General features: G+C 36.2%; 17 protein-coding genes and 1 riboswitch. Of the genes, 1 reads left to right on the plus strand and 16 read right to left on the minus strand.

Features of this window, described 5'->3' with window-relative positions:
- Positions 1-2: 2 nt before the first annotated feature.
- The 11 genes from IGK27_RS09020 to IGK27_RS09070 all read right to left on the minus strand — a co-directional run bounded on the left by IGK27_RS09020 (position 3) and on the right by IGK27_RS09070 (position 13,099).
- Positions 3-1,286: a GntP family permease gene (locus IGK27_RS09020; RefSeq protein WP_236722035.1), complete on the minus strand. Its 1,284-nt coding sequence runs from the start codon at positions 1,284-1,286 to the stop codon at positions 3-5.
- Between the two features lie 1,087 nt (positions 1,287-2,373).
- Positions 2,374-4,980 (minus strand): ATP-dependent chaperone ClpB, encoded by a 2,607-nt coding sequence (gene clpB / locus IGK27_RS09025; protein ID WP_002362158.1) that lies wholly within the window; start codon positions 4,978-4,980, stop codon positions 2,374-2,376.
- A gap of 270 nt (positions 4,981-5,250) precedes the next feature.
- Positions 5,251-5,622, minus strand: coding sequence for a DoxX family protein (locus tag IGK27_RS09030; RefSeq protein WP_002362881.1), 372 nt, complete (start codon positions 5,620-5,622; stop codon positions 5,251-5,253).
- A 183-nt stretch (positions 5,623-5,805) separates the two neighbouring features.
- Positions 5,806-7,101, minus strand: coding sequence for an adenylosuccinate lyase (gene purB / locus IGK27_RS09035; RefSeq protein WP_002356808.1), 1,296 nt, complete (start codon positions 7,099-7,101; stop codon positions 5,806-5,808).
- A gap of 42 nt (positions 7,102-7,143) precedes the next feature.
- A complete protein-coding gene (gene purK / locus IGK27_RS09040) occupies positions 7,144-8,259 on the minus strand; it encodes a 5-(carboxyamino)imidazole ribonucleotide synthase (protein WP_002382795.1) in 1,116 nt (371 codons plus the stop codon).
- Between the two features lie 327 nt (positions 8,260-8,586).
- Complete coding sequence (locus IGK27_RS09045) at positions 8,587-9,906, minus strand: nucleobase:cation symporter-2 family protein (RefSeq protein ID WP_002382793.1); 1,320 nt, start codon at positions 9,904-9,906, stop codon at positions 8,587-8,589.
- A 2-nt stretch (positions 9,907-9,908) separates the two neighbouring features.
- The gene (locus IGK27_RS09050; RefSeq protein ID WP_002356804.1) at positions 9,909-10,490 is read right to left on the minus strand and encodes a xanthine phosphoribosyltransferase; all 582 of its coding nucleotides are present in this window, start codon (positions 10,488-10,490) and stop codon (positions 9,909-9,911) included.
- Positions 10,491-10,644: 154 nt separating this feature from the next.
- Positions 10,645-10,742, minus strand: a riboswitch (purine riboswitch).
- A gap of 146 nt (positions 10,743-10,888) precedes the next feature.
- Positions 10,889-11,575, minus strand: coding sequence for a hydrolase (locus IGK27_RS09055; RefSeq protein ID WP_002356802.1), 687 nt, complete (start codon positions 11,573-11,575; stop codon positions 10,889-10,891).
- Positions 11,576-11,594: 19 nt separating this feature from the next.
- Positions 11,595-12,236 carry a glycoside hydrolase family 73 protein gene (locus IGK27_RS09060; protein WP_002366997.1) on the minus strand — a complete coding sequence of 214 codons (642 nt, stop codon included), beginning with the start codon at positions 12,234-12,236 and terminating at the stop codon, positions 11,595-11,597.
- A gap of 99 nt (positions 12,237-12,335) precedes the next feature.
- Positions 12,336-12,515 carry a hypothetical protein gene (locus IGK27_RS09065; protein WP_033626439.1) on the minus strand — a complete coding sequence of 60 codons (180 nt, stop codon included), beginning with the start codon at positions 12,513-12,515 and terminating at the stop codon, positions 12,336-12,338.
- A 59-nt stretch (positions 12,516-12,574) separates the two neighbouring features.
- A complete protein-coding gene (locus IGK27_RS09070) occupies positions 12,575-13,099 on the minus strand; it encodes a hypothetical protein (RefSeq protein WP_002382789.1) in 525 nt (174 codons plus the stop codon).
- A gap of 166 nt (positions 13,100-13,265) precedes the next feature.
- On the opposite strand from IGK27_RS09070, the gene IGK27_RS09075 reads away from it, so the two are divergent.
- Entirely contained in the window at positions 13,266-14,225 is a 960-nt protein-coding gene (locus IGK27_RS09075) for a Gfo/Idh/MocA family protein (protein WP_033626423.1), read from the plus strand.
- A gap of 46 nt (positions 14,226-14,271) precedes the next feature.
- On the opposite strand, the gene asnS is transcribed toward IGK27_RS09075, so the two are convergent.
- From asnS to IGK27_RS09100, 5 genes are all read right to left on the minus strand, one after another.
- Positions 14,272-15,624, minus strand: a complete 1,353-nt coding sequence (asnS, locus tag IGK27_RS09080; RefSeq protein ID WP_002376912.1) for an asparagine--tRNA ligase — start codon at positions 15,622-15,624, stop codon at positions 14,272-14,274.
- 16 nt (positions 15,625-15,640) lie between these two features.
- Positions 15,641-16,840 carry a pyridoxal phosphate-dependent aminotransferase gene (locus IGK27_RS09085; protein WP_002359774.1) on the minus strand — a complete coding sequence of 400 codons (1,200 nt, stop codon included), beginning with the start codon at positions 16,838-16,840 and terminating at the stop codon, positions 15,641-15,643.
- 38 nt (positions 16,841-16,878) lie between these two features.
- On the minus strand, positions 16,879-17,397 hold the full coding sequence (locus IGK27_RS09090) for a DUF5590 domain-containing protein (RefSeq protein ID WP_002382785.1): 519 nt from the start codon (positions 17,395-17,397) through the stop codon (positions 16,879-16,881).
- 75 nt (positions 17,398-17,472) lie between these two features.
- Complete coding sequence (locus tag IGK27_RS09095) at positions 17,473-20,262, minus strand: ATP-dependent DNA helicase DinG (protein WP_267589392.1); 2,790 nt, start codon at positions 20,260-20,262, stop codon at positions 17,473-17,475.
- A 180-nt stretch (positions 20,263-20,442) separates the two neighbouring features.
- Positions 20,443-21,819 carry a hypothetical protein gene (locus IGK27_RS09100; RefSeq protein WP_002385773.1) on the minus strand — a complete coding sequence of 459 codons (1,377 nt, stop codon included), beginning with the start codon at positions 21,817-21,819 and terminating at the stop codon, positions 20,443-20,445.
- Between the last annotated feature and the right edge of the window lie 36 nt (positions 21,820-21,855).

The following is a 21,855-nucleotide window of genomic DNA, read 5'->3' on the forward strand; positions in this document are numbered from 1 at the left end:
CTTCAATAAAAAAAATATACAAGTATATTAGCAATTATTAATGAAAAAATATGAGCAATTGTGAATCCTAAAAATACATACCTAAATCCTCTTTTATAATCTATTTCAGACATTTTGAATACGGCAGATACGATACCACAGTATGGCATATTTGCTAAAACAGCTGATGACATAACGCCTATTCTATGAATAACTTCCTTAGGAATACCAGAATCTAAATAATATGAACTAAAGTTCTCCATTATAATTGCAATACTACTTGAAGAAGAAGCCGTCATCCCACCAAAAAAAATTGATATGAGATTTAAACTCACAATGGAATTACTATTATTCGAAAGTAGTTGAAAAAAATTTTTGAAAATATCTGATTCAGCTATTACATTGCCAAATCCCATAGACGAAGCTGTATAGATTAACGGTGCAAAAGCATTCATCACTCCTCTGTTCAGCGCATCCATATCCCTATGAACTATCATAAAATATATTATTGATAAAACCATTGCTGGATATACTCCGTTTACATCTGAAAATATCCCAAATAGACTTATAGTTGAAAATAAAATTATTACAGGTATGACCGAAGCAAAAAGACTTATTTTTTTTAATTGATTATTTGATTTTTCAAAGACTTTTGGATACACATAGTTATTATTTTTTTGTTTCTTAAGTTCCCTACTCATAAAGAAAATAGAAAAAAGTACACAAACTATTGAGCTTATTAAGCCTATACCTGGAGCTGAAAAAACAGAAGTTCCTAAATATTTTATTGGAATATTATTCTGGATTGATGGACTTCCTGGTAACATAGTCATTGTGAATGTTGCCCCACCAAGAAAAATAGGTAATGTTACCATTTCCCAAGGAATATTCACTTTTTTAAATAATTGAAAACTCATTGGTATTAGAATAAAAAATACTACAAAGATGTTAATCCCCGCATATGTTAGCAAAGCACTTATACTGTATAAAACAATTAACATAGAAAATCTATTTTTCACACCTATCTTTGAAATAATTTTTTCTGCGATGCATTCAGATGCACCTGATTCTAAAAAATAACTTGATAGTATAGAACTTAACAGAAAAAGAATTATATAATTCCCTACAAACTCTTTTATTCCGGCTATATAAGAATTAGTTTCTCCAAAAAATGCAATCTCTATATCCATTTTATTGGTAAAAATAACAATAAAACTAGAAACTATTGTTCCTACAACTATATTCACTCTTTTAAAACTCATTAAAACTAAAAAAGACAAAGATAATAAAATACCTATCAATTCCACCTTAAACTCCTATCTATTTATAATCTTAATTTAATTTTAACCATTGTTTCTATAATAGTCAATATATTTTCTATTCTAATTATAAAATTAAGCAAATCAAAAATTTGTTTATGATTTATCTAAAAGATAGTTTTTTTCACTAATAAATAATAAAAAATGCGTTATTGTGATTGATATATAGATTCCCCTAGTCTACGCAAAACCAACTTATACCTTTTTCAATCCTTCAATTTAACGTAAAATAATAGTCCTCAAATAATTGTTTTTTTACATTATAGCTTTTACTTACAAATAAACATTGTTCACAAACATCGAAACAGCGTAGGTATTTCTCACTATTTAGATAAAAAGATATGTCAATATTTTTTTAAAGTTTAATAAAGATGTTCTTGAGAAAACGGAAAAGCCAATATTATTCTGTCCCAGAAAAGTGGAATAGGCTAGCTTTTTATCTCAATAGCAAGATACACCATTAAGAAATAATTTGCCAATTATTTATGGACAACTTTTTACTACAAAATTAGATGATATTTCACATTCTGATAAAAGTAGAACTTGGTAGGTAACGGCCAATTGCATTGTATTAAAAGCAACAAAAAATAGAGCATAAAAATCTGCTCTATTAAAAATTTCTTTATACTTTTTATTAAAGTCAGAGTCATTTGCTACTGAATACAATATCTCTTTATTTCAATACTTTTGCTATTTTGATTACCTTATATCTCCCATGTTGGTATTGAAAAAATAACTACTTCCTTTTTTAAACACTCATTATCTTCTTTATTTGAAAAAACTAATAGTAACCAACTTTTAAAGTGTTCAATACGTAGAAAGTCTTTCTAATATCCACCTCATCTGCATTCCCTTTTAAAAATTGAAATCAAACTTCTGCTTTGGTTTCAAGAAAACCTGAAGTTTTTTAATGAATATACTTCTTCCTTAAATAATAATCGTCTAATTCTAGTTTTTATTTCACAACGCTCAAAAAAGCGCACCCCCTTTTCTTAGGAAGCGCACTTTCTCTATATTTTTTAACTTGTTGTATCCACCAAATCCATTAGCATGAATTTCTATTTAAAAATTATTTTTATACTTCTTCTATTGGTTCATTTTCAAAAACTAATTGATTGTCTAATAGACTAATCGTGACTTTTGTTTTTGGCATTACTCGACCAGAAACAATTTCTTTTGCTAATGGTGTTTCGACTTCGCGAGTAATGAAACGTTTTAACGGACGAGCTCCATAAGCTGGCTCATACCCATTTTCAGCAATCCATGTTTTAGCTTCATCAGTGATTTCCAACACAATTTCTTGTTGCTCTAAACGATGAGCAAGTTGTGCGGTCATTTTACCAATGATTCCTTTCACATTATCCAAGCTTAATGGTGTAAATAAAATAGTATCATCAATTCTGTTTAAGAACTCTGGTTTAAAGTGTCCTTTTAGAATATTCATGACTTGATTTTCAACTTCTTCTGGAATTGTTCCTTCAGGTGTCACACCTTCCAATAAAAGCTGAGAGCCGATGTTACTTGTCATAATTAAAACCGTATTTTTAAAATCAACGACCCGACCTTTAGAATCTGTCAAACGACCATCATCTAAAACTTGTAATAAGATATTAAAGACATCTGGGTGCGCTTTTTCAATTTCGTCTAATAAGACAATTGTATAAGGGTTTCGACGAACAGCTTCTGTTAACTGGCCACCTTCTTCATAACCAATATAGCCTGGAGGGGCACCAACCAAACGAGACACGGCATGTTTTTCCATGTATTCACTCATGTCAATCCGTACCATATGATCTTCAGAATCAAACAAATCTTCAGCTAAAGCTTTAGCAAGTTCTGTTTTACCAACACCAGTTGGTCCTAGGAAAAGGAACGAACCAAGTGGGCGATTTGGATCTTGTAAGCCTGCTCTTGAACGAATCACCGCATCACTAACAGCATCGACGGCTTCATCTTGACCAATCACACGTTTGTGTAATGTTTCATTCAGTTTCATTAATTTTTCTCGTTCGCCTTCAACTAATTTTGTCACAGGAATGCCAGTTAAACGACCGACCACTTGCGCAATTTCGTTTTCAGTAACCGATTCTTGTACCATTTTGACGTTATCTTTAGCGTTCTTTTCTTCCAATTCTTTCAATTCATGTTCTAATTGCGGAATTGTTCCATGACGCAAAACAGCAGCTCGTTCTAAATCATAATTATTTTCAGCATCTTCTAATTCGTGTTTTGCTTTATCAATCTCTGCACGTTTATTGGAAACCGCATTAACTTCTTCTTTTTCCGTTTCCCATTGCATTTTCATTGAGTTGGCTTCTTCACGCAAATCTGCTAATTCTTCTTGCAAGTTGGCTAACCGTTTTTTACTTGCATCATCCGATTCTTTTTTCAAGGCCGCTTCTTCAATTTCTAGTTGCATTAACCGACGTGTTACTTGATCGAGCTCTGTTGGCATCGAATTCATTTCCACTCGAATCGTTGCGCTTGCTTCATCGACTAAGTCAATCGCTTTATCTGGTAAGAAACGATCAGTAATATAGCGATCGGATAAAGTAGCGGCAGCAACTAAAGCATTGTCATGAATATTCACGCCGTGGTGAATTTCAAATCGTTCTTTTAAGCCACGCAAAATAGAAATTGTATCTTCTACTGTTGGTTCTTTGACTAATACTTTTTGGAAACGACGTTCTAAGGCTTTATCTTTTTCCATATATTGGCGATATTCATCAAGCGTTGTGGCACCGATTAAATGCAATTCACCACGTGCTAGCATCGGTTTTAATAAATTCCCGGCGTCCATACTGCCTTCAGTTTTACCAGCTCCGACGATATTATGAATTTCATCAATGAATAAAATGATTTTGCCATCACTTTTTTTCACTTCTTTTAAAACAGCTTTTAACCGTTCTTCAAATTCGCCACGGAATTTTGCTCCCGCAATTAAGGCACCCATATCTAAAGAAAAAATGGTTTTATCTTTTAAGTTTTCAGGAACATCTTTACGAACGATTCGTTGTGCTAATCCTTCAACAATCGCTGTTTTACCAACACCTGGTTCACCAATTAAGACTGGATTATTTTTAGTTTTTCTTGATAAAATCCGAATAACGTCACGAATTTCTTCGTCACGACCAATGATTGGATCTTGTTTTCCTGCTTTTACTTGTTGTACTAAGTCAACACCGTATTTTTCTAGTGCTTTATATTGTTCTTCCTGGTTTTGAGAAGTCACACGATCTCCTCCTCTCATCTCTTCAATATTTTTTCTTAACTCTTTTTCCGTAATGCCTTGTTGCATTAAATATTTTGTTAAACGATAATTTTTCAATTTCATTAAAGCTAAAAGTACAATTTCGGTTGATAAAAATTCATCTTGGAATTCTTCTCGAAGTGAATCAGCTTCTTGCAATAAATGGAACAAATTTTGACTTAAATTTTGACCATATTGCACATTACCGCCCGCCACACTTGGATATTCATCTAACGCGTTATCTACTTCTCGTTCAAATGCGTCAACATCTAAACCAGCATCTGTGTAAAAATTACGTCCAAAATGGTTTGGTTGAAGAAAAATTTTCCATAAATGTGCGATATCAATTTCTTGATGTTGCCGTGTCACCGCAACTTTTTGAGCTTCAGCAATCGCCTCTTGTAGCGTGGTTGTCATTTTTTCAATATTCATAAACGATCCCTCCCGTTTATTGTTTTGTCTTTTTTATTTTAACATTCTTTACAATTATTATTATCCGACTTTTGATGGATTTCTTCAAAAGTTAAGGTATTCGTAAACCTTATAGATTTATTATACCTAATTGGTCAGTAAAGGTCAATGAATAAATTGACCTTTTTTGACCTTTTTGATAAAAAAAACCTAAAACAACTAAATATCACTGTTTTAGGGCTTTTTTCGCAATCACAACTAGTTTGACCAACTCTTTATTGCTTTGATTTATTAAAAATAAAGTTTTAACGTAAGATACTTTTTATCGGCATAGCTAACCAAAATAGCCAAACTGGTTATCGCTAAAAATAATTCGTACTCATAACCACTAAAACCACTTGCCAAGCCAAAAGAAAAAATAGCTCCGACTAAAACTGCTATGAATCCTACTGATACCAAAGGAATTAAAAAGCCAATAATCATAAATAATCCACCAATTAATTCAATTGCTGCTACACCATAAACAAAAAGACTTGGCAAACCAATACTACCAAAAAACGCTAAAGTATCTTCCAATGACGTTACTTTCATCACTCCATGAATTAGCATCGTCACCCCTAGCCAAATTCTAATCACTTGAATGCCTCGCTGTTGTTTATCCATACTTCTCCTCCTTTGTTTTCATTAAATAGTTAATGTAACTATTTAAGTTACATTATAAAGGATAAATCGAAAAAAGTATAGAAAAAAACAAACGTATTTAACAATACGTTTGTTTTTTAATCCTTCAGTTTATAACATTATAAGAGAAAAGCGAGAAGAATCATCCTTCTTCTCGCTTTCTTTTTATCCTAAACCAACACGTTCAAAAATCGTGTCAACATTTTTTAAATGATAATGGTAATCAAAGGCATCATCTAGCTCTTCTTTTGATAAGACAGATGTAATTTTTTCATCCGCATCTAGCAACGGACGGAACGCCGTTTGATGATCCCATGCGTAAGCTGTTTTTGGTTGAACCAGATCATACGCTTCTTCACGTGTCATGCCATGATCAATCAATTTTAACAAGACACGTTGGCTATAAATTAGTCCATAGGTCGCATCCATGTTACGCTTCATATTTTCTGGGAAGACCGTTAAGTTTTTGACAATATTACCAAAACGATTCAACATGTAATTTAGTAAAATCGTCGTATCGGGAATAATAATCCGTTCAGCAGACGAGTGAGAAATATCTCGTTCATGCCATAAACTCACATTTTCAAAGGCAGTAATGACATGACCACGAATCACACGTGCCAAACCAGTCATATTTTCAGAACCAATTGGATTCCGTTTATGCGGCATTGCCGAAGATCCTTTTTGTCCTTTTGCAAAAAATTCTTCTACTTCACGTGTTTCTGATTTTTGTAGACCACGAATTTCTGTTGCAAATTTTTCAATACTTGTCGCAATTAATGCCATGGCAGAAACATATTCTGCATGTAAATCACGTGGTAAAACTTGTGTCGAAATCTCTTGAGCACGGATCCCCAAATGTTCGCAAACATATTCTTCAACAAATGGTGAAATATTGGCAAAGGTACCTACGGCTCCACTGATTTTACCCGCTTCGACACCTTTGGCTGCATGTTCAAAACGTTCAATGTTGCGTTTCATTTCAGAATACCACAACGCTAATTTCAAACCAAATGTAGTCGGTTCTGCATGAACACCATGCGTTCTTCCCATCATGACCGTATGTTTATACTCTTTGGCTTTGGCTCCGACAATCTCCGTAAATGTTTGTAAATCTTTCCGTAAAATATCATTCGCCTGTTTCAATAGATAACCATAGGCAGTATCCACAACATCTGTGCTGGTTAACCCATAGTGCACCCATTTTCGCTCTTCACCAAGCGTTTCTGAAACGGCACGGGTAAAAGCGACAACATCATGACGTGTTTCTGCTTCAATTTCTAAAATACGTGCAACATCAAATGATGCATTTTCTCGGATTTTTTGTACATCTTCTTTAGGAATTTCGCCAAGTTCTGCCCAAGCTTCATCCGCCAAAATTTCAACTTCTAGCCATGCCTTGTAGCGGTTCTCATCTGTCCAAATTGCGCCCATTTCGGGTCTTGTATAACGATCAATCATTGTGCCTTATCCCCTCTTTACTCCTCAATTTTTGAAAAATAATTACGACCAAATCTTTGTTTCTTTAATTTCTTCCAGTGTTTCATCGATTTCTTTGGTTAATATAGTAATATGCCCCATCGCTCGTTGCGCTTTTGCTTCACTGTGGCCATAATAGTGGAAATGCCAATCTGGATGTTCATTAATAATGTCCATCGTTTCATAGGCCTCATTTCCAAGCACATTGACCGTGACTGCTTCAGACAACAGTTGAATCGTTGGCATTGGCCAATTACATAAACCACGAATATGCGTATCATATTGGCTAAAAGAACAAGCATCTATTGAAAAATTCCCAGCATCTTCTGGACGAGGTAAAATTTTATTTACATAAATCCCGCCTGTTTCTGTATAAAACATTTCAATTGAAAGGGTGCCGACTAAACCAACTGCTTTAGCAATCACCTTAGCAATTCGTTGCAACTCGCCACTGACTTCGTCATCAATTCGGGCTGGCGCAATCGTTTCATGTAGCTTACGCTCTTTTTTAATTGTTTCCACAACTGGAAATGTCGCAAATTCGCCACGACCATTACCAGAAATCAGAACAGATAATTCTTTTTCGTAAGGAATCCAAGCTTCCAAGACACAGGTTCCTTCTCTCAGAAGATTCATGGATGGCGCTAAGTCTGAAGTACTATGTAGTACATAACGACCTTCCCCTCGCGTATTCTTCAAGATACACGGATAACCAATGCCATCAATTGCTTCTTGAATATCAGTCGGACTAACAATCGTTGCATAAGGTGCAATTACAATATTATTATCTTCCAAGAAACTTTTTTCCATTAAACGATCTTGCGTAATCGCTAAAATGTCTGTTCCTTGTGGTATATTCGCTAAATGTTGAATCGCTGTTAACGCATCAACATCTGCATGTTCAAATTCATACGTAATCACTTGGGCACGTTTTGCCAATTTCTCTAACGCTTCAGGATCATTATATGCTCCTAATAATTGCCAATCGGCAACTTGTGCAGCAGGACAATCAATTTGTGGATCTAGCACACCCACTCGAAACCCCATTTCTCTTGCACTAAGGGCCATCATTTTTGCTAAATGTCCGCCACCAATGATACCAATCACTTGACCAGGTAATAGTGGTTTATCCAAGTTCATCACAACTTTCCATCACAGTTTTATCCTTAAAATCCTTCTGCGGTTTCTCGTCGCAGTCTAGCCTTTAAGAGTGCTCTTTTTACATGATACAAGGAAAAAGGCTCAACTTCAAGTGCCAGCAGTGTTTCCATTAGGTTTTCTCATCAGAATTTATTAACATACTTTAGGATAAAACAGCGGTAACTTACTACTCGTCTCTTTGTAACCAAGCTTTTTTCTCTTTTTCTCTTCAGATTGATGAAAACATTAAATTTTTCTAAACGATGATGAGGTCAAAAAAGTATGAAAGAAAAGCCACCTGACCTTATCTATCATACTTTTTTGAAACTATTCGTTACTTTCTGAGGTTTCTTTTAAACCATTGAATAAAAGATTTAAAATAATTGCGGTAATGCTGCTCATGACAATTCCATTACCAGTAAACATGCTAACAGTTTCTGGTACTTTATTAAAGAGCGTCGGCATAATATTAAAGCCTAAACCAAAGCCAATTGAGATGGCAATAATTAATAAATTTTTGTCATTTGAGTAGTCAACTTTTGACAACATGCGCATTCCTTGGACAGCCACCATTCCAAACATAACCAGCATTCCGCCACCTAAAACTGGCTCTGGGATAATTTGGGCCATCGCACCAATTTTTGGTAATAAGCCTAAAATAATTAAGAAAAAAGCAGAAAAATAAATTGGTCGACGTGTTTTGATCCCAGACAATTGAACTAACCCGACATTTTGAGAGAAACCTGTATAAGGAAACGTATTAAAAATCCCCCCTAAAATGACGGCTAAACCTTCTGCATGATACCCACGACGTAAATCATCTTCGCCAATTTTCTTCCCTGTAATATCTCCTAAGGCAAAATAAACACCTGTTGATTCAACCATACTAACAATTGAAATAATAATCATCAACACAATAGAAGAAAGATCAAACGTTGGTTTGCCAAAATAAAATGGCTGTGGAAAATGAAACCACGTAGCTTGACCAACAGGAGATAAATCCACTAATCCCAGAAACGCAGCTAAAATTGTGCCGCCGACTAGGCCGATTAACACGGCAATTGACTTGATAAAGCCACGTCCCCAAACTTGCACAACAATGATTAAGGCAATTGTTACAAATGCGAGTAGCAAGTTTTTAGGATCACCAAAACTTTTGTCCGTTGCTAAGCCGCCACCCATTTTTTCAACAGCAACAGGAATTAAGGTCAAACCAATAACTGTAATGACTGTGCCGGTGACTAAAGGCGGAAATAGACGTTTAATTTTTGAGAAAAATCCTGCAATAAGAACGACAAAAATGCCCGAAGCAATAATTGAACCGTAAATTGCACCAACCCCTTTGTTCGTACCAATCATGATTAAAGGCGCAACTGCTTGAATGGCACAACCTAAAACGACTGGCAAGCCAATCCCAAAAAACTTATTCACCGTTAATTGTAAAAGTGTCGCAACGCCGCACATAAAAATATCGATTGAAATCAAATACGTCATTTGTTGCGAATCAAAATTCAAGCCGGTTCCGATTAATAAAGGTACGGCAACTGCTCCAGCATACATCGCTAATAAATGTTGCAATCCTAAAACGGCGGCTTTCCCATTTGGTGTTTCCGTCTGTTGTGGTGTATTCAATTGTTTTGTTTCCAAGATTATGCATCCTCCTCTAAAAACGTCACCGTTCCTTCACTTAATGAAGCAATACGTGCTAAAGAGACTACATTTAAGCCCATGTCTTCTAATAACTGACGACCATCTTGGAATGATTTTTCAATTACGATACCAATTCCTTCAACCTTTGCACCAGCCTGTTGGCATAATTCTACCAATCCTTTGGCAGCTTGTCCGTTAGCTAAAAAGTCATCAATAATCAACACTTTATCAGCATCAGATAAAAATTTTCTTGAAATGGAAATTTGACTTGTCACTTGTTTTGTAAATGAATAAACTGAAGCTGTTAAAAGCTCTTCATCCATGGTTAAACTTTTTGCCTTACGCGCGAAGATCATTGGCACGCCTAATTTTTGCGCTGCGTATAAGGCAGGAGCGATTCCTGATGCTTCAATTGTAATTACTTTGGTAATGCCTGCTTCTGCGAAAACCTCAGCAAAACGATTACCCATAGCCTCCATCAATTCTGGATCCACTTGGTGCGTAATAAAACTATCTACTTTTAAAACACCTTCACCTAATACACGGCCATCATTTTTAATACGTTCGACTAATTCCTTCACAATATGAACTCCTTTACTTATTTTTCGATAGATGCTTTGTTCTCATCCTGAGGAAAGGACGGTTCGTTAAAAACGAACGAAATAAAACAAAGTGCTATTTATATTCGTGTTCTAACAAAAGAAAAAAGCCCATTTTGCCAAAGCAAAAAAGGGCTATCCGCTCTTCTTCACTTATAGACCAGCATTTACGGTGCTGGGTAGAGACGGTCAACCGTATTTTGACCTTATACAAGCTTCTATGTTTCTCTAGGATAGTACAAAAATCTCTAACTTTCAATGGTTTAACAACTTTTTTTCATTAGAATTTTCAAATAATTGGTTCATTCTTCCATTGTTCCGTAAAAACGAACATTAAATAGCCAAAAACGCTTTGGCAGGATCGGCTGCCAAAGCGTTTTTTATTCTTCATCGGTTGCTTTTTCTTGTTCACGATATTTTTTCATTTTTTTGCTGAATAATTCACCGTTACTAGGGGGCGTATATGTAATAGCATTCGCTCCAGCGATAATGGTTTCATGAATACTCGATTCAGTTGGTCCTCCTGTTGCAATAATCGGTAATTCTGGATACTTGCCACGGAAATAGCGTACGGTGGCTGCAGTGTCTTTTCCTGCACTGATATTAATCATATCCACGCCAGCCGCAAGTTTTTCATCAATTGGCGTATGAATAGAAGTTACTGTGCTGATAATAGGAATATCGATTGCTTCATCCACCATTTTAATTGTTTCAATTGGTGTAGGACCATTCAAAACGACACCCATTGAGCCTTGTGCTTCTGCAAATAAACTCATATAAGCAGAACGCATGCCTTGCGTTAAACCGCCGCCGACTCCTGAAAAGACAGGAATATCCGCTGCTTCAATAATGCCTTTTGTAATCGCTGGATGCGGTGTAAAAGGATATACAGCAATCACTGCCTGTGCATCCGTATTGCGGATAATCGCAATATCTGTCGTAAAAATAATTGATTTTATTTTACGGCCAAAAATTTTAATGCCACTGGCTTGCCGAATAATCTCTGGCATTTTTACAATATCTTGTTTCAGCGGCGTCATAATTTCTGGAATCCACTTTTCGCTCATTGTCATCGTTCCTCCATGCTTAACGGTCGTATTTATTTAAATTGTATTCTTCAATTACATGAATGATCTTATCAGCGTATGTAGGATCCGTTGCGTATCCAGCATCTTGAAGCGCTTGTGCAGCCTCTTTATAATTTTTGGCTAACAAGACTTTTTCATATAAATTTGGATCCCAATCGACCCCATCAACAAATAACTTGGTATGATCTCGCATGGATTCTTCCCAATTGTCATAAACTCGAAAATCACCCTGAATTGTAATCCAGACCTCATTGACATACTCTTTTGTTTCTAAATTGACTTTTGGTTGATTGCCATATGCTTTAATCCCAAAAAGATTGTTATATTTCGATGCTAATTGACTTTGTCCAAAATTTGATTCTAAAACTGCTTGTCCCATAATAATACTTGGTAATACCCCGTAAGATTCTTGTAATTCACGTGCATACGGTGTGATTTCAGCAACAAATTCTTCTTTTGAGATGTTTTCATTTTGGCGATTGACTGACTCGCTTTGTCCCTTATCTGAATCAGAAAGGACAGATAACGAAAAGACAAAGGCCAAACCGACGACAACTACGCCTAAGAATAACTTTGGCAAATTCAGCTGCTTTTTTCTTTTTTTCTGATAGTTGCTCACTTCATTAATTCCCCACTTCATCTTTTATTTTCCGATAAAATGTTTCACTATCTTTCACTTTCGTGATTGATTTCATTTGTTACTATAACCGAATAATTGTATCATTTTCACAGAAAATTATCAACTTTCATCACTGCTTACGCTCGTGATTTCAGTACTTGATTCAGTGGTAGCAGTTGAAGAAACTGTACTACTTTTAGAAATTTTAGTGGATGATTTCACTGTTGTTTCAGTTGATGTGTGAACAGATTCTTCAACTGGCTTTTTGCCAAAAAAGACAAAAATTACCGCACCAAACATAATAATCACAGATAAAATCCCAGCAATTGTGTATTTCAAAAGACCATCCTTCCTATTCGTTATTCACCTACGTAAGTATCCATCAGATTTTCATTGACCCAATCTAATAATTCAACTTTTGAACCTTCCAATTGTCGTTGAATCGTAGCTGGTAACCGGAATGTAATAATATCATCAAAACCCCATTCACCATAGGCCAGCGTCACTTTCAAATCAATATAACCAGCAGCAATTTCTTGTTCTTGTTTATTGTTAGGAATTAATTCTACAACGCCCAAATCAGATTGTAGCCATTTTTTGGCAATTGTTGTTTTTAACCGTTTATATTCCGAAACAGCTAGGTTACGTTTTTCCGGAAATAAGATGGTTTGGCGGAGTATTTTTTGAGTCAGCATCCACTCATAATCCGTAAACAAATTCTTAATTTTTTGCATGACTTCATTGTCCAAACCAAATTGGCCTTCTTTCCAAGCTTGCCAATCGGCTGCTTGAATTTGATAAGCGGAGTAAAAATTTTCTTCTGTTTGATACTGTTCAATAATTGCGTCAACAATAATATCTACATAAACTTGATGCATAATCATTCGCCTCCATTTTCTATTTTACTGAAATTCTCTAAAAAAAGCATCTTTTTATCTCTGGATTTTATCATATTTACAAAATTGTCCTTGTTTTCTAATTTCTCTTGTTTACAGTATAATAAATAATGAAGAAGATTTGAAGAAATTGCATAGATTAGGAGGACTTCTTTTGACAAAAAAATTATATCAATGGGGCATCGTCGGATTAGGTGGGATTGCCCACGAATTTGCTTCAACGTTTAAACAAGAAACTAGCCAACTTGCAGCTGTTGCTTCACGGACATTGACTAAAGCAGAACAATTTGCCGCTGATTATTCAATCCCTAAAGCCTATGGTTCTTATGAAGAATTGCTAGCAGATGAAACAATCGATGTTGTTTATATAGCAGTGCCAAATAAACAACATGCTGAACACATTTTAAAAGCGCTCCAGGCCGGAAAACATGTGTTGTGTGAAAAAGCTATTACGATGAACGCGGCAGAATTAAAACAAGCCTTGGCAGTTGCAGAAAAAAATGACCTTATTTTAGCAGAAGCCATGACTATTTTTAACATGCCACTATACGACGAATTACGTCGCTTGATGGATGCTGGCAAATTTGGTCAGTTAAAAATGATTCAAGCACCATTTGGAAGTTACAAAGAACCCGATCCTAAAAATCGCTTTTTTAATCCTGACTTAGCAGGCGGCGCATTGTTAGATATTGGTACTTATGCGGTTTCGTTTGCTCGTTGGTTTCTCAGCTCACAGCCAGACGTTTTAGCTTCTAGCATGGTTCCCTTCTCTACTGGCGTTGATGAACAATCGGTGACATTGCTTCGGAATAAAGAAAATGAGTTGGCTACTATTTCATTAACATTCCAAGCAAAAATGCCAAAGCAAGGAATTGTTGCTTTGGAAGATGCCTATATTACCATTACAGATTATCCACGTGCAGATGAAGCAATCGTTCACTACAATGACGGTACGGTTGAGACCATCGTTTCTGGGTACTCAGCTGAAGCCATGAATTATGAAATCTACAATATGGTTGAAGCAATCAAAGGTACTCAACCCAACCGCTCCTTATTTTTCACGACAGAAGTCATTGATATTTTGGACCAGATGCAAAAATTATGGCAGAATTAAAAAAAGAACTTCGGCTTTTGCTGAAGTTCTTTTTTTTATTTGTTCTCTATGGATAAATACGGTTTAACATACGTGGGAACGGAATCGCTTCACGAATGTGTTCATTACCAGTAATGAACGTAACAGCACGTTCTAAACCTAATCCGAAGCCAGAATGTGGAACAGAACCGTATTTACGTAAATCTAAATACCAGCTGTACTCTTCTTCTGATAAGCCAAACTCAGCTACTTTTTCTTTCAAATAATCATAATCAGTTGCACGCTCTGAACCACCGATAATTTCACCATAACCTTCTGGTGCAATTAAATCGGCACAAATTACAACATCTTCACGTGTTGGATGTGGTTTCATATAGAAGGCTTTAATTGCTTTTGGATAATTTAAAATGAATGTTGGAACGCCATAGTAATTTGAAATAAAGGTTTCATGTGGGCTACCAAAGTCTTCGCCCCATTCAATGTGATCATAATCATTGTTTGCTTCTTCTTTTTGTAATAACTCAATCGCATCATCGTAAGTAATACGTTTGAATGGCTCCGAAACATATTTTTCCAGTAACGCTGTATCACGTTCTAAAACATCCAATGGATATTGTTGATTTTTCAATACCGATTTAATTAAATGTTTTACGTAGGCTTCTTGAATATCTAGTGATTCTTCATGAGTTGTGTATGCCATTTCTGGTTCAATCATCCAGAATTCCGTTAAGTGACGACGAGTTTTGGATTTTTCCGCACGGAAAGTTGGTCCAAAAGTAAAGACTTTTCCAAATGCCATCGCACCAGCTTCTGCATATAATTGACCTGTTTGTGATAAGAATGCTGGTTGTCCGAAGTAATCTGTTTCAAATAATTCTGTTGTGCCTTCTGGTGCTGAGCCTGTTAAAATTGGGCTATCAATTTTAATGAATCCTTGTTCGTTAAAGAACTCGTAAGTAGCACGAATAATTTCGTTACGAACTAACATGATCGCATGTTGTTTGCTTGAACGTAACCATAAATGACGATGATCCATTAAGAAATCTGTGCCGTGTTCTTTCGGCGTAATTGGGTAATCTTCTGAAGCGCCAACGACTTCTAAATCAGTGATATCCATTTCATAGCCGAATTTAGAACGGCTATCTTCTTTGATAACACCAGTAACCATGACTGCTGTTTCTTGTGATAAATGTTTAATTTCTTGGAATTTTTCTGTACCAGCTTCTTCACCAAAGGCTTCAATGAAGTTTGGTTTGAACACGACACCTTGGAAAAAGGCTGTCCCGTCACGTAATTGTAAAAAGGCAATTTTCCCGCTTGAGCGTTTGTTAGCAATCCAAGCGCCAATTTTTACTGTTTCTCCAACATGTTTGTTTGAATCAATAATTTGAATTTGTTCCACGTTTGTCTCTCCGTTCATTTTTTAGTTTATTCTTTTAGGCGTTGTGCTGAATTCGTTTCTTTTCTATAAAGTCATTCATTCGCTCAATCGCTTTTTCTAACGTCATTAAATCTGTCGCATAGCTCATCCGCACATGTTCTGGTGCACCAAAGCCCTCTCCCGTTACCAGAGCAACATGCGCTTCTTGTAATAAATCTTCCACCCAGTTAGTCACGTTATCATACCCACAAATTTCTAACGTTTTTTTGACATTCGGGAATAGATAAAAGGCGCCTTCAGGTTTTATTAGCGAAACACCTGGCAAAGCTGCTACTTTTGGATAGATATGATTCAGGCGTTTTTCAAAGGCCTGACGCATGTCTTCAACTGTCGACTGTTCACCTGTTAAAGCCTCAATTGCCGCATATTGGCTAACTGCGACTGGATTACTGGTGGATTGTGAAGCGAGTTGTGTCATTGCTTGAATAATTTTTTCATCACCGACTGCAAAACCAATGCGCCAGCCTGTCATTGCATATGTTTTGGAAACACCATTAATAATGATTGTCTGTTGACGAATTGCTTCTGAGATGGTTGCAATTGGTGTGAACCGATGTCCATTGTACACCAAACGACCATAAATATCATCTGCAATAATGAGGATATTATGAGCAACTGCCCATTCACCAATTTGGCGTAATTCTTCTTCCGTATAAATAACACCAGTTGGGTTAGATGGTGAATTTAAAATGATTGCTTTTGTTTTGTCCGTTCGTACAGCTTCTAATTGTGCGACTGACACTTTAAATGATTGCTCTTGCGTGCTTGATACAAATACTGGCTTGCCTTCTGCTAATTTGACTTGTTCACCATAACTTACCCAATAAGGGACAGGGATAATCACTTCGTCCCCAACGTTCAAAATGGCTTGAAATAATAGATACAGCGCATATTTGGCACCATCTGTCACAATAACTTGCTTGGGTTGATAACGAAGTTGATATTCTCGTTCCACATAAGAGACAATTGCTTGCTTTAATTCAGGAATGCCGCCAGAAGGTGTGTAATAACTTGCTCTTCCATCCTCAATTGAAGCAATTGCTGCTTTTTGAATATTTTTCGGGGTTACAAAATCTGGTTCCCCAACCGTTAAGCTTAAAACATCTACACCTTTTGCTTTTAATGCTTTCGCCTTGGCGGCAGCTGCTAATGTAACAGAAGGAGTCAATTGCTGTGCTCGATTTGATACGTTCATACACCTTTCACTCCCACTTTCATCAAAACCTATCTAAATTAAATATCTTTGACAACGTTGATCTCTTCGCCTTTATCAAAGCTCATAAGATAATATGTTAGTACTCCTTGATCATTTTCGGTGACCACTTCCCATGCAGGGCGCTTATCATAAAGCCCTAACGTAGCTTTCATCACCGATTCATCGGGATGGGCTTTAGCAACAATGTCTGTTATTTGTTGTTCAGTTTGACCATCTTTTTGATTTAAGACCGTGACTTTTTCTCCCGATTTAGGGACAATCACGACAATCTCTGTGCCTTTATCATTTTTGCCGGTTAAAGTAAAATACGTATTTTTGCGTGTAAACCAGTAAAATTTATCAACTGTTTCTAAATTAGCAGAAGTTTTGGCAATTGCGGTTGCTTCTTTTTTGGCTTGAGCCATTGGTTGATTGGTTCGTACAAAAAAGATAATTATTGTTACAAGAATTGCTAAAAGGATTGCCAATAGGGTTAAAAGGACAGTAATCCGTTTCTTCTCTTTCTTTTCTTCTAATTCCTCCAAAAATCCTTCCATCCTCTCTAAACTTACTGGGTCTTATTATAGCAGAAAAATAGCGGCCTTTCACAAATATGACCTAAAAATAATCGATTATTTGTTTAAAAATTCCTTTAATTCTTCTAAAATTTCAGGCATGGGCGCTTCTTTTACTGAGAGTCCCTTAGGAAACGCTTTGATTAATCGTTTGCCATATTTTGCAGTGACTAAACGACGATCCAGAATCAGCAATGCCCCTCTGTCTTCTTCAGAACGGATTAAACGGCCCAGTGCTTGTCGCAAACGTAAGGCTGCTTTCGGTACCGCTTCTTGAGCAAATGGTTGTATCCCTTCTGCTTCTAAATACGCATATTTTGCTTGCACAAGTGGTCGTTTCGGGTTTTCAAAAGGTAAACGCGTGACTATCAATAACTGTAAAGCTGTTCCTGGTAAGTCCACACCTTCCCAAAAGCTATCGGCTCCTAGCAAGACATTTGGTTTTCCATTAGAGAACCGTTTAAGAATTTTTTCACGACTGCCGCTAATCCCTTGGGCGAGGACCTCTTGTCCTTTTTCCAATAATCTCGGCTGGACTTGATGATACACGGTGGACAATAATTCATGCGAAGTAAAAAGAACCAACATCGAACGTTCCTCTTGCGCCATCAATTTTTCAATGGTATCTGAAATGTATTGACCCATTTCATAGGAAGAGGCATTTTGAATGGCTACTGCTTCTTCCGGTACATAGACTCGCGCATTTTCTGCATAGTTATATGGCGTTGGCAGGGTTTTGAACGTCACCTCTGTTAAACCTAACCGTTGCGGTAAATACTTTTTATTGTTGCCAAACTTCAATGTGCCGCTTGTATAAATAATTCGTTCATACCGCGGATACCACTTTGTTTCAGGAAGCAAACTAGCTTCTAAGTCATGAATTTCAATCAAGCCATGGTCTTCATTTTGTGGTAAATATTCTTTTACCCAACGTGGACGCCAATCATCAAGATAAATGGTAAAACAGTGATGAATACGTTCAATTTCATCAAAAAATTGAAACAAGCGAACAAAAACGATGCGATCAGCCAAACTAAAGGTTTCCAACTGACTCATAATTGTTTGCTGTAACTTACTTTGAATAGTCAACAGCTCCTGCAGTAAAAGCTGGAGCGTTTGACTATGTTTTTCTCTCGCAGCAGATAAATAATCAATACGTTCTTTGGTTAAAAGCAACTCCTGATGGTCTATTCGCTTCTGCGTTTTACTAAATAAACGATGCAGTTCAAAAAGAAAATCTTGCCATTCATCCACAAAATCCAGTAAACCTTGCTGATAAATTTTTACAAGCCGCTGCTCTTCAGAAAACTGTTGAAAAATTTGCTGTAAAGCAACAAAAAGTTGTTCTTTTTCAATAAAATGCGTGACTTGTTTTTTTAGTATCACACTGTTTACTCGTTCGCTTGCCATCCGACTAGCGATGTCTGGTAAATGATGTGCTTCATCAATAATTAGCCACGGACTTTCAGGTAATAACGGTTGTTTTCTTAGCGACTCTTGCGCCAAAAATGCATGATTAACAATCAACACGTTACTTTGAGCGACTTTTTTATACAGATGTCTTAAAAAGTCAACTTCATAAAGTTCATCTTTTTTTGAAAGAAAATCCAATCCGCGATGTGTAACTTCTTTCCAGAATAAATGATTTAAATTCGTCAATTGTAGTTCATCTAAATCGCCCGTTTCTGTTTCTAGCAACCAGACGAGAACGCCCATTTGATAAAGAGCGTATTGTTTTTGCGGAGTTGGCTGATTCAACGTTGCCTTAAAGCGTTGTAAATCAAGATAGTGTCGATGGCTTTTAATAACAATGCCTCGTAATTTCCCTTGGCAGATTTGATTGGCTAATGGTAAATCTTTTTCCACTAATTGATTTTGTAAAACAATCGAAACTGTTGAAATGATGACTGGTTTTTCTGGCGTTGCTAAATAGCTCATCGGCAACAGATAGCCTAATGTTTTTCCCGTTCCAGTCGCCGCTTCAATAAATAAATCTTTTGTCGTTCCTTCTGTAAAATGATCATAGACTAAATTCATCATCCGACTCTGTTCCGCACGATAAGCGAAACATTCGCCAAACAGTTTTTCTTTGGCTTTTTTAGTTTTGGGATACGTACTAGTCTGATAGAACGTTTCTTCAAAAAGAGGAACTTCTTTTTTGCGTAAAGCAATGCCACTGACCACTTGATAAGCTGGATTTAATGGTGTGACTTGTTTTTTCATTTGTTCATACGTTTGTTGAATAAAAGTACTGGTTTCCCGCGCTGTCTGTTGACTTAATTCCGCAATTTTTTCCATAGTGACTAATGGTAAAGATTTCATTTTTTCTTGAATTAATAACAAAAGTTCGGCTGTAACCTGCGCATCACTATCTGCTTGATGGGGATTCTCATGAGACAAACCTAAGCTTTCCGACAAATCACTTAAACGGAAACTTTTTTCTGTCGGTAAAAAAATCTGTGCCAATTCCACTGTATCAATGGCTGGAATAGTAAGTGGCGGCGTGCCACACCGTACCAGTTCACGAGCTAAAAAATTATAATCAAAGTGGACGTTATGCGCCACAAAAATAGTATCTTCCAGATAATGATAAATTGTATGTGCTACATCTTCAAAATAAGGCGCTTTTTGAACTTGCGTATTACTAATCCCCGTTAAACTTTGAATTTGTTTTGGTACTACTTGATTGGGATTCACATCTGTCGCAAAGTTCGCAATAATCTTTCCATCTTGAACGAGAACGCATCCAAACTGAATAATCCGATCACTTGTAGGATCTGTTCCAGTCGTTTCAAGGTCAACTACTGCATACACTTGTTTGTCTTTCAATGACTTCACGCCTTTCATTCATCTTTGAAAATTATACTACAATTTATAGGATTTTCACTAGTATTTCAAAAATTCTCTTGAAATCTTTTCCAGAAATAATAAGAAAGAGCCTGAAACAAAAATCCAAAGTGATTTTTGTTTCAGGCTTAAAAGCTGATAAACTGAACGGTTTTGTCTTACCTTCTCCTAAATAAACGATTAATAACAGTCAAGGATTTTCTGCATATACTGGTTTAATTGCCCATAGCCTTCCAATTCTCTGATTACTGGGAGCGGACAACGAACCTTTTTATTAAATAGTGTCCGCTTTTCAACATATTCTGTAACTTCGTCTAAAAATTTATCTAATCCTTTTTCTAATTTCATACAACTTAACTGATTGCAAATTCGCACGTCTCCTGCCTTTTTCTTTTGAACTTGTTTAAATGATTGTGAGAATGCTTTTGCTTCAAACATTTGTGCTTCTAACTGTCTTTTTTCAATCGTTATTTTCGGTACTGCTTGATTTCCATCAGTATCCTCTAACTGGCGACTCATAAAGCGACGATAAATTTCCTCTTCTAGTTCGTCCAATTGTCGTTGAAAGTCCGCAGGAATTGTCCGACTTGATGAATTTTCTTTCTCACTTTCCATAGAGACAGCTTCTTTTTCTGGCTTCTGCTCCTCTTCTTTTTCGGCAGACTTATTTACTGAATTTAGCGAGCTTTTTTCTGTTTCTTGTGGAAAAGTAAATAAAGGTTTTGCCGCGGTACTCTGCTGGTTTTCTTGTTTTTTTTCTGGCAGCGCTTCTTTAATTGGCGCTGGTTCAGATAACACTGGTTCTTTCGCTGGTTCTTCAAGCACTAGTTTGTTAACGGGAAGCACTGCTTCACTTGTTGCTACAGTTGTTTCACCTTCTTGATTTTCCAGATTATCAGGTGATAGATTGACGTCTGGTTGTTCCAGATTAGTATCCTCTGATACTTTCAGCGATGCCTGTTCTGCGGCTATTACAGGAGAAGCTCTTTTCAAATGGATCGTTTTTATTTGTCTAGAAATGACGGGATTTCTCGTTTGATTAACGGCTTCATTTAAGGAGGCTAAATTTTCTTTTAAAAGTGTCAACATTTCACGTAAGACAGCAATTTCACCAGCTAATTCCGTTAATTGATTTTCTTGCGGCACTACTTGCACATTGGTTTCATTCATACGGACTGTTTTTTTATTTTTAGTTGTTGGTATTTCATACATCCATTGCTTCAGTGCGGATCGTAAGTCACGAGTGGTCGGCTCAAAACTTCCAAAATAAACAGTGTAGTACATTAACTCCGTTTCAACATAAACATAAATCTTTTTAACAATTAACTCTTCAAACTGTTCTGATTCATCCCAACTTTCACATAAAGCCTCAAAAAATTGTTCCCCTTCTGCTAAATTTTGATACTCTTTCGCTAAATAAAGCTTGCGAATTAAGTAAAAATTATACGGTGTTTCAACATTATCTGCATAAATTTCTCGTCCTAAAAAATCTGGATTCGTTTCTTTACAAAGAAAGACCGTTTTCTCTTCTGGTTGTGTTTCAAGTGTTTTAGTCATGAGATTCACTTCCTTTTTCTCCGTTAATAACCATTT

Source organism: Enterococcus sp. DIV0236 (genome assembly GCF_050558525.1).
Taxonomy (GTDB): Bacteria; Bacillota; Bacilli; order Lactobacillales; family Enterococcaceae; genus Enterococcus; species Enterococcus faecalis.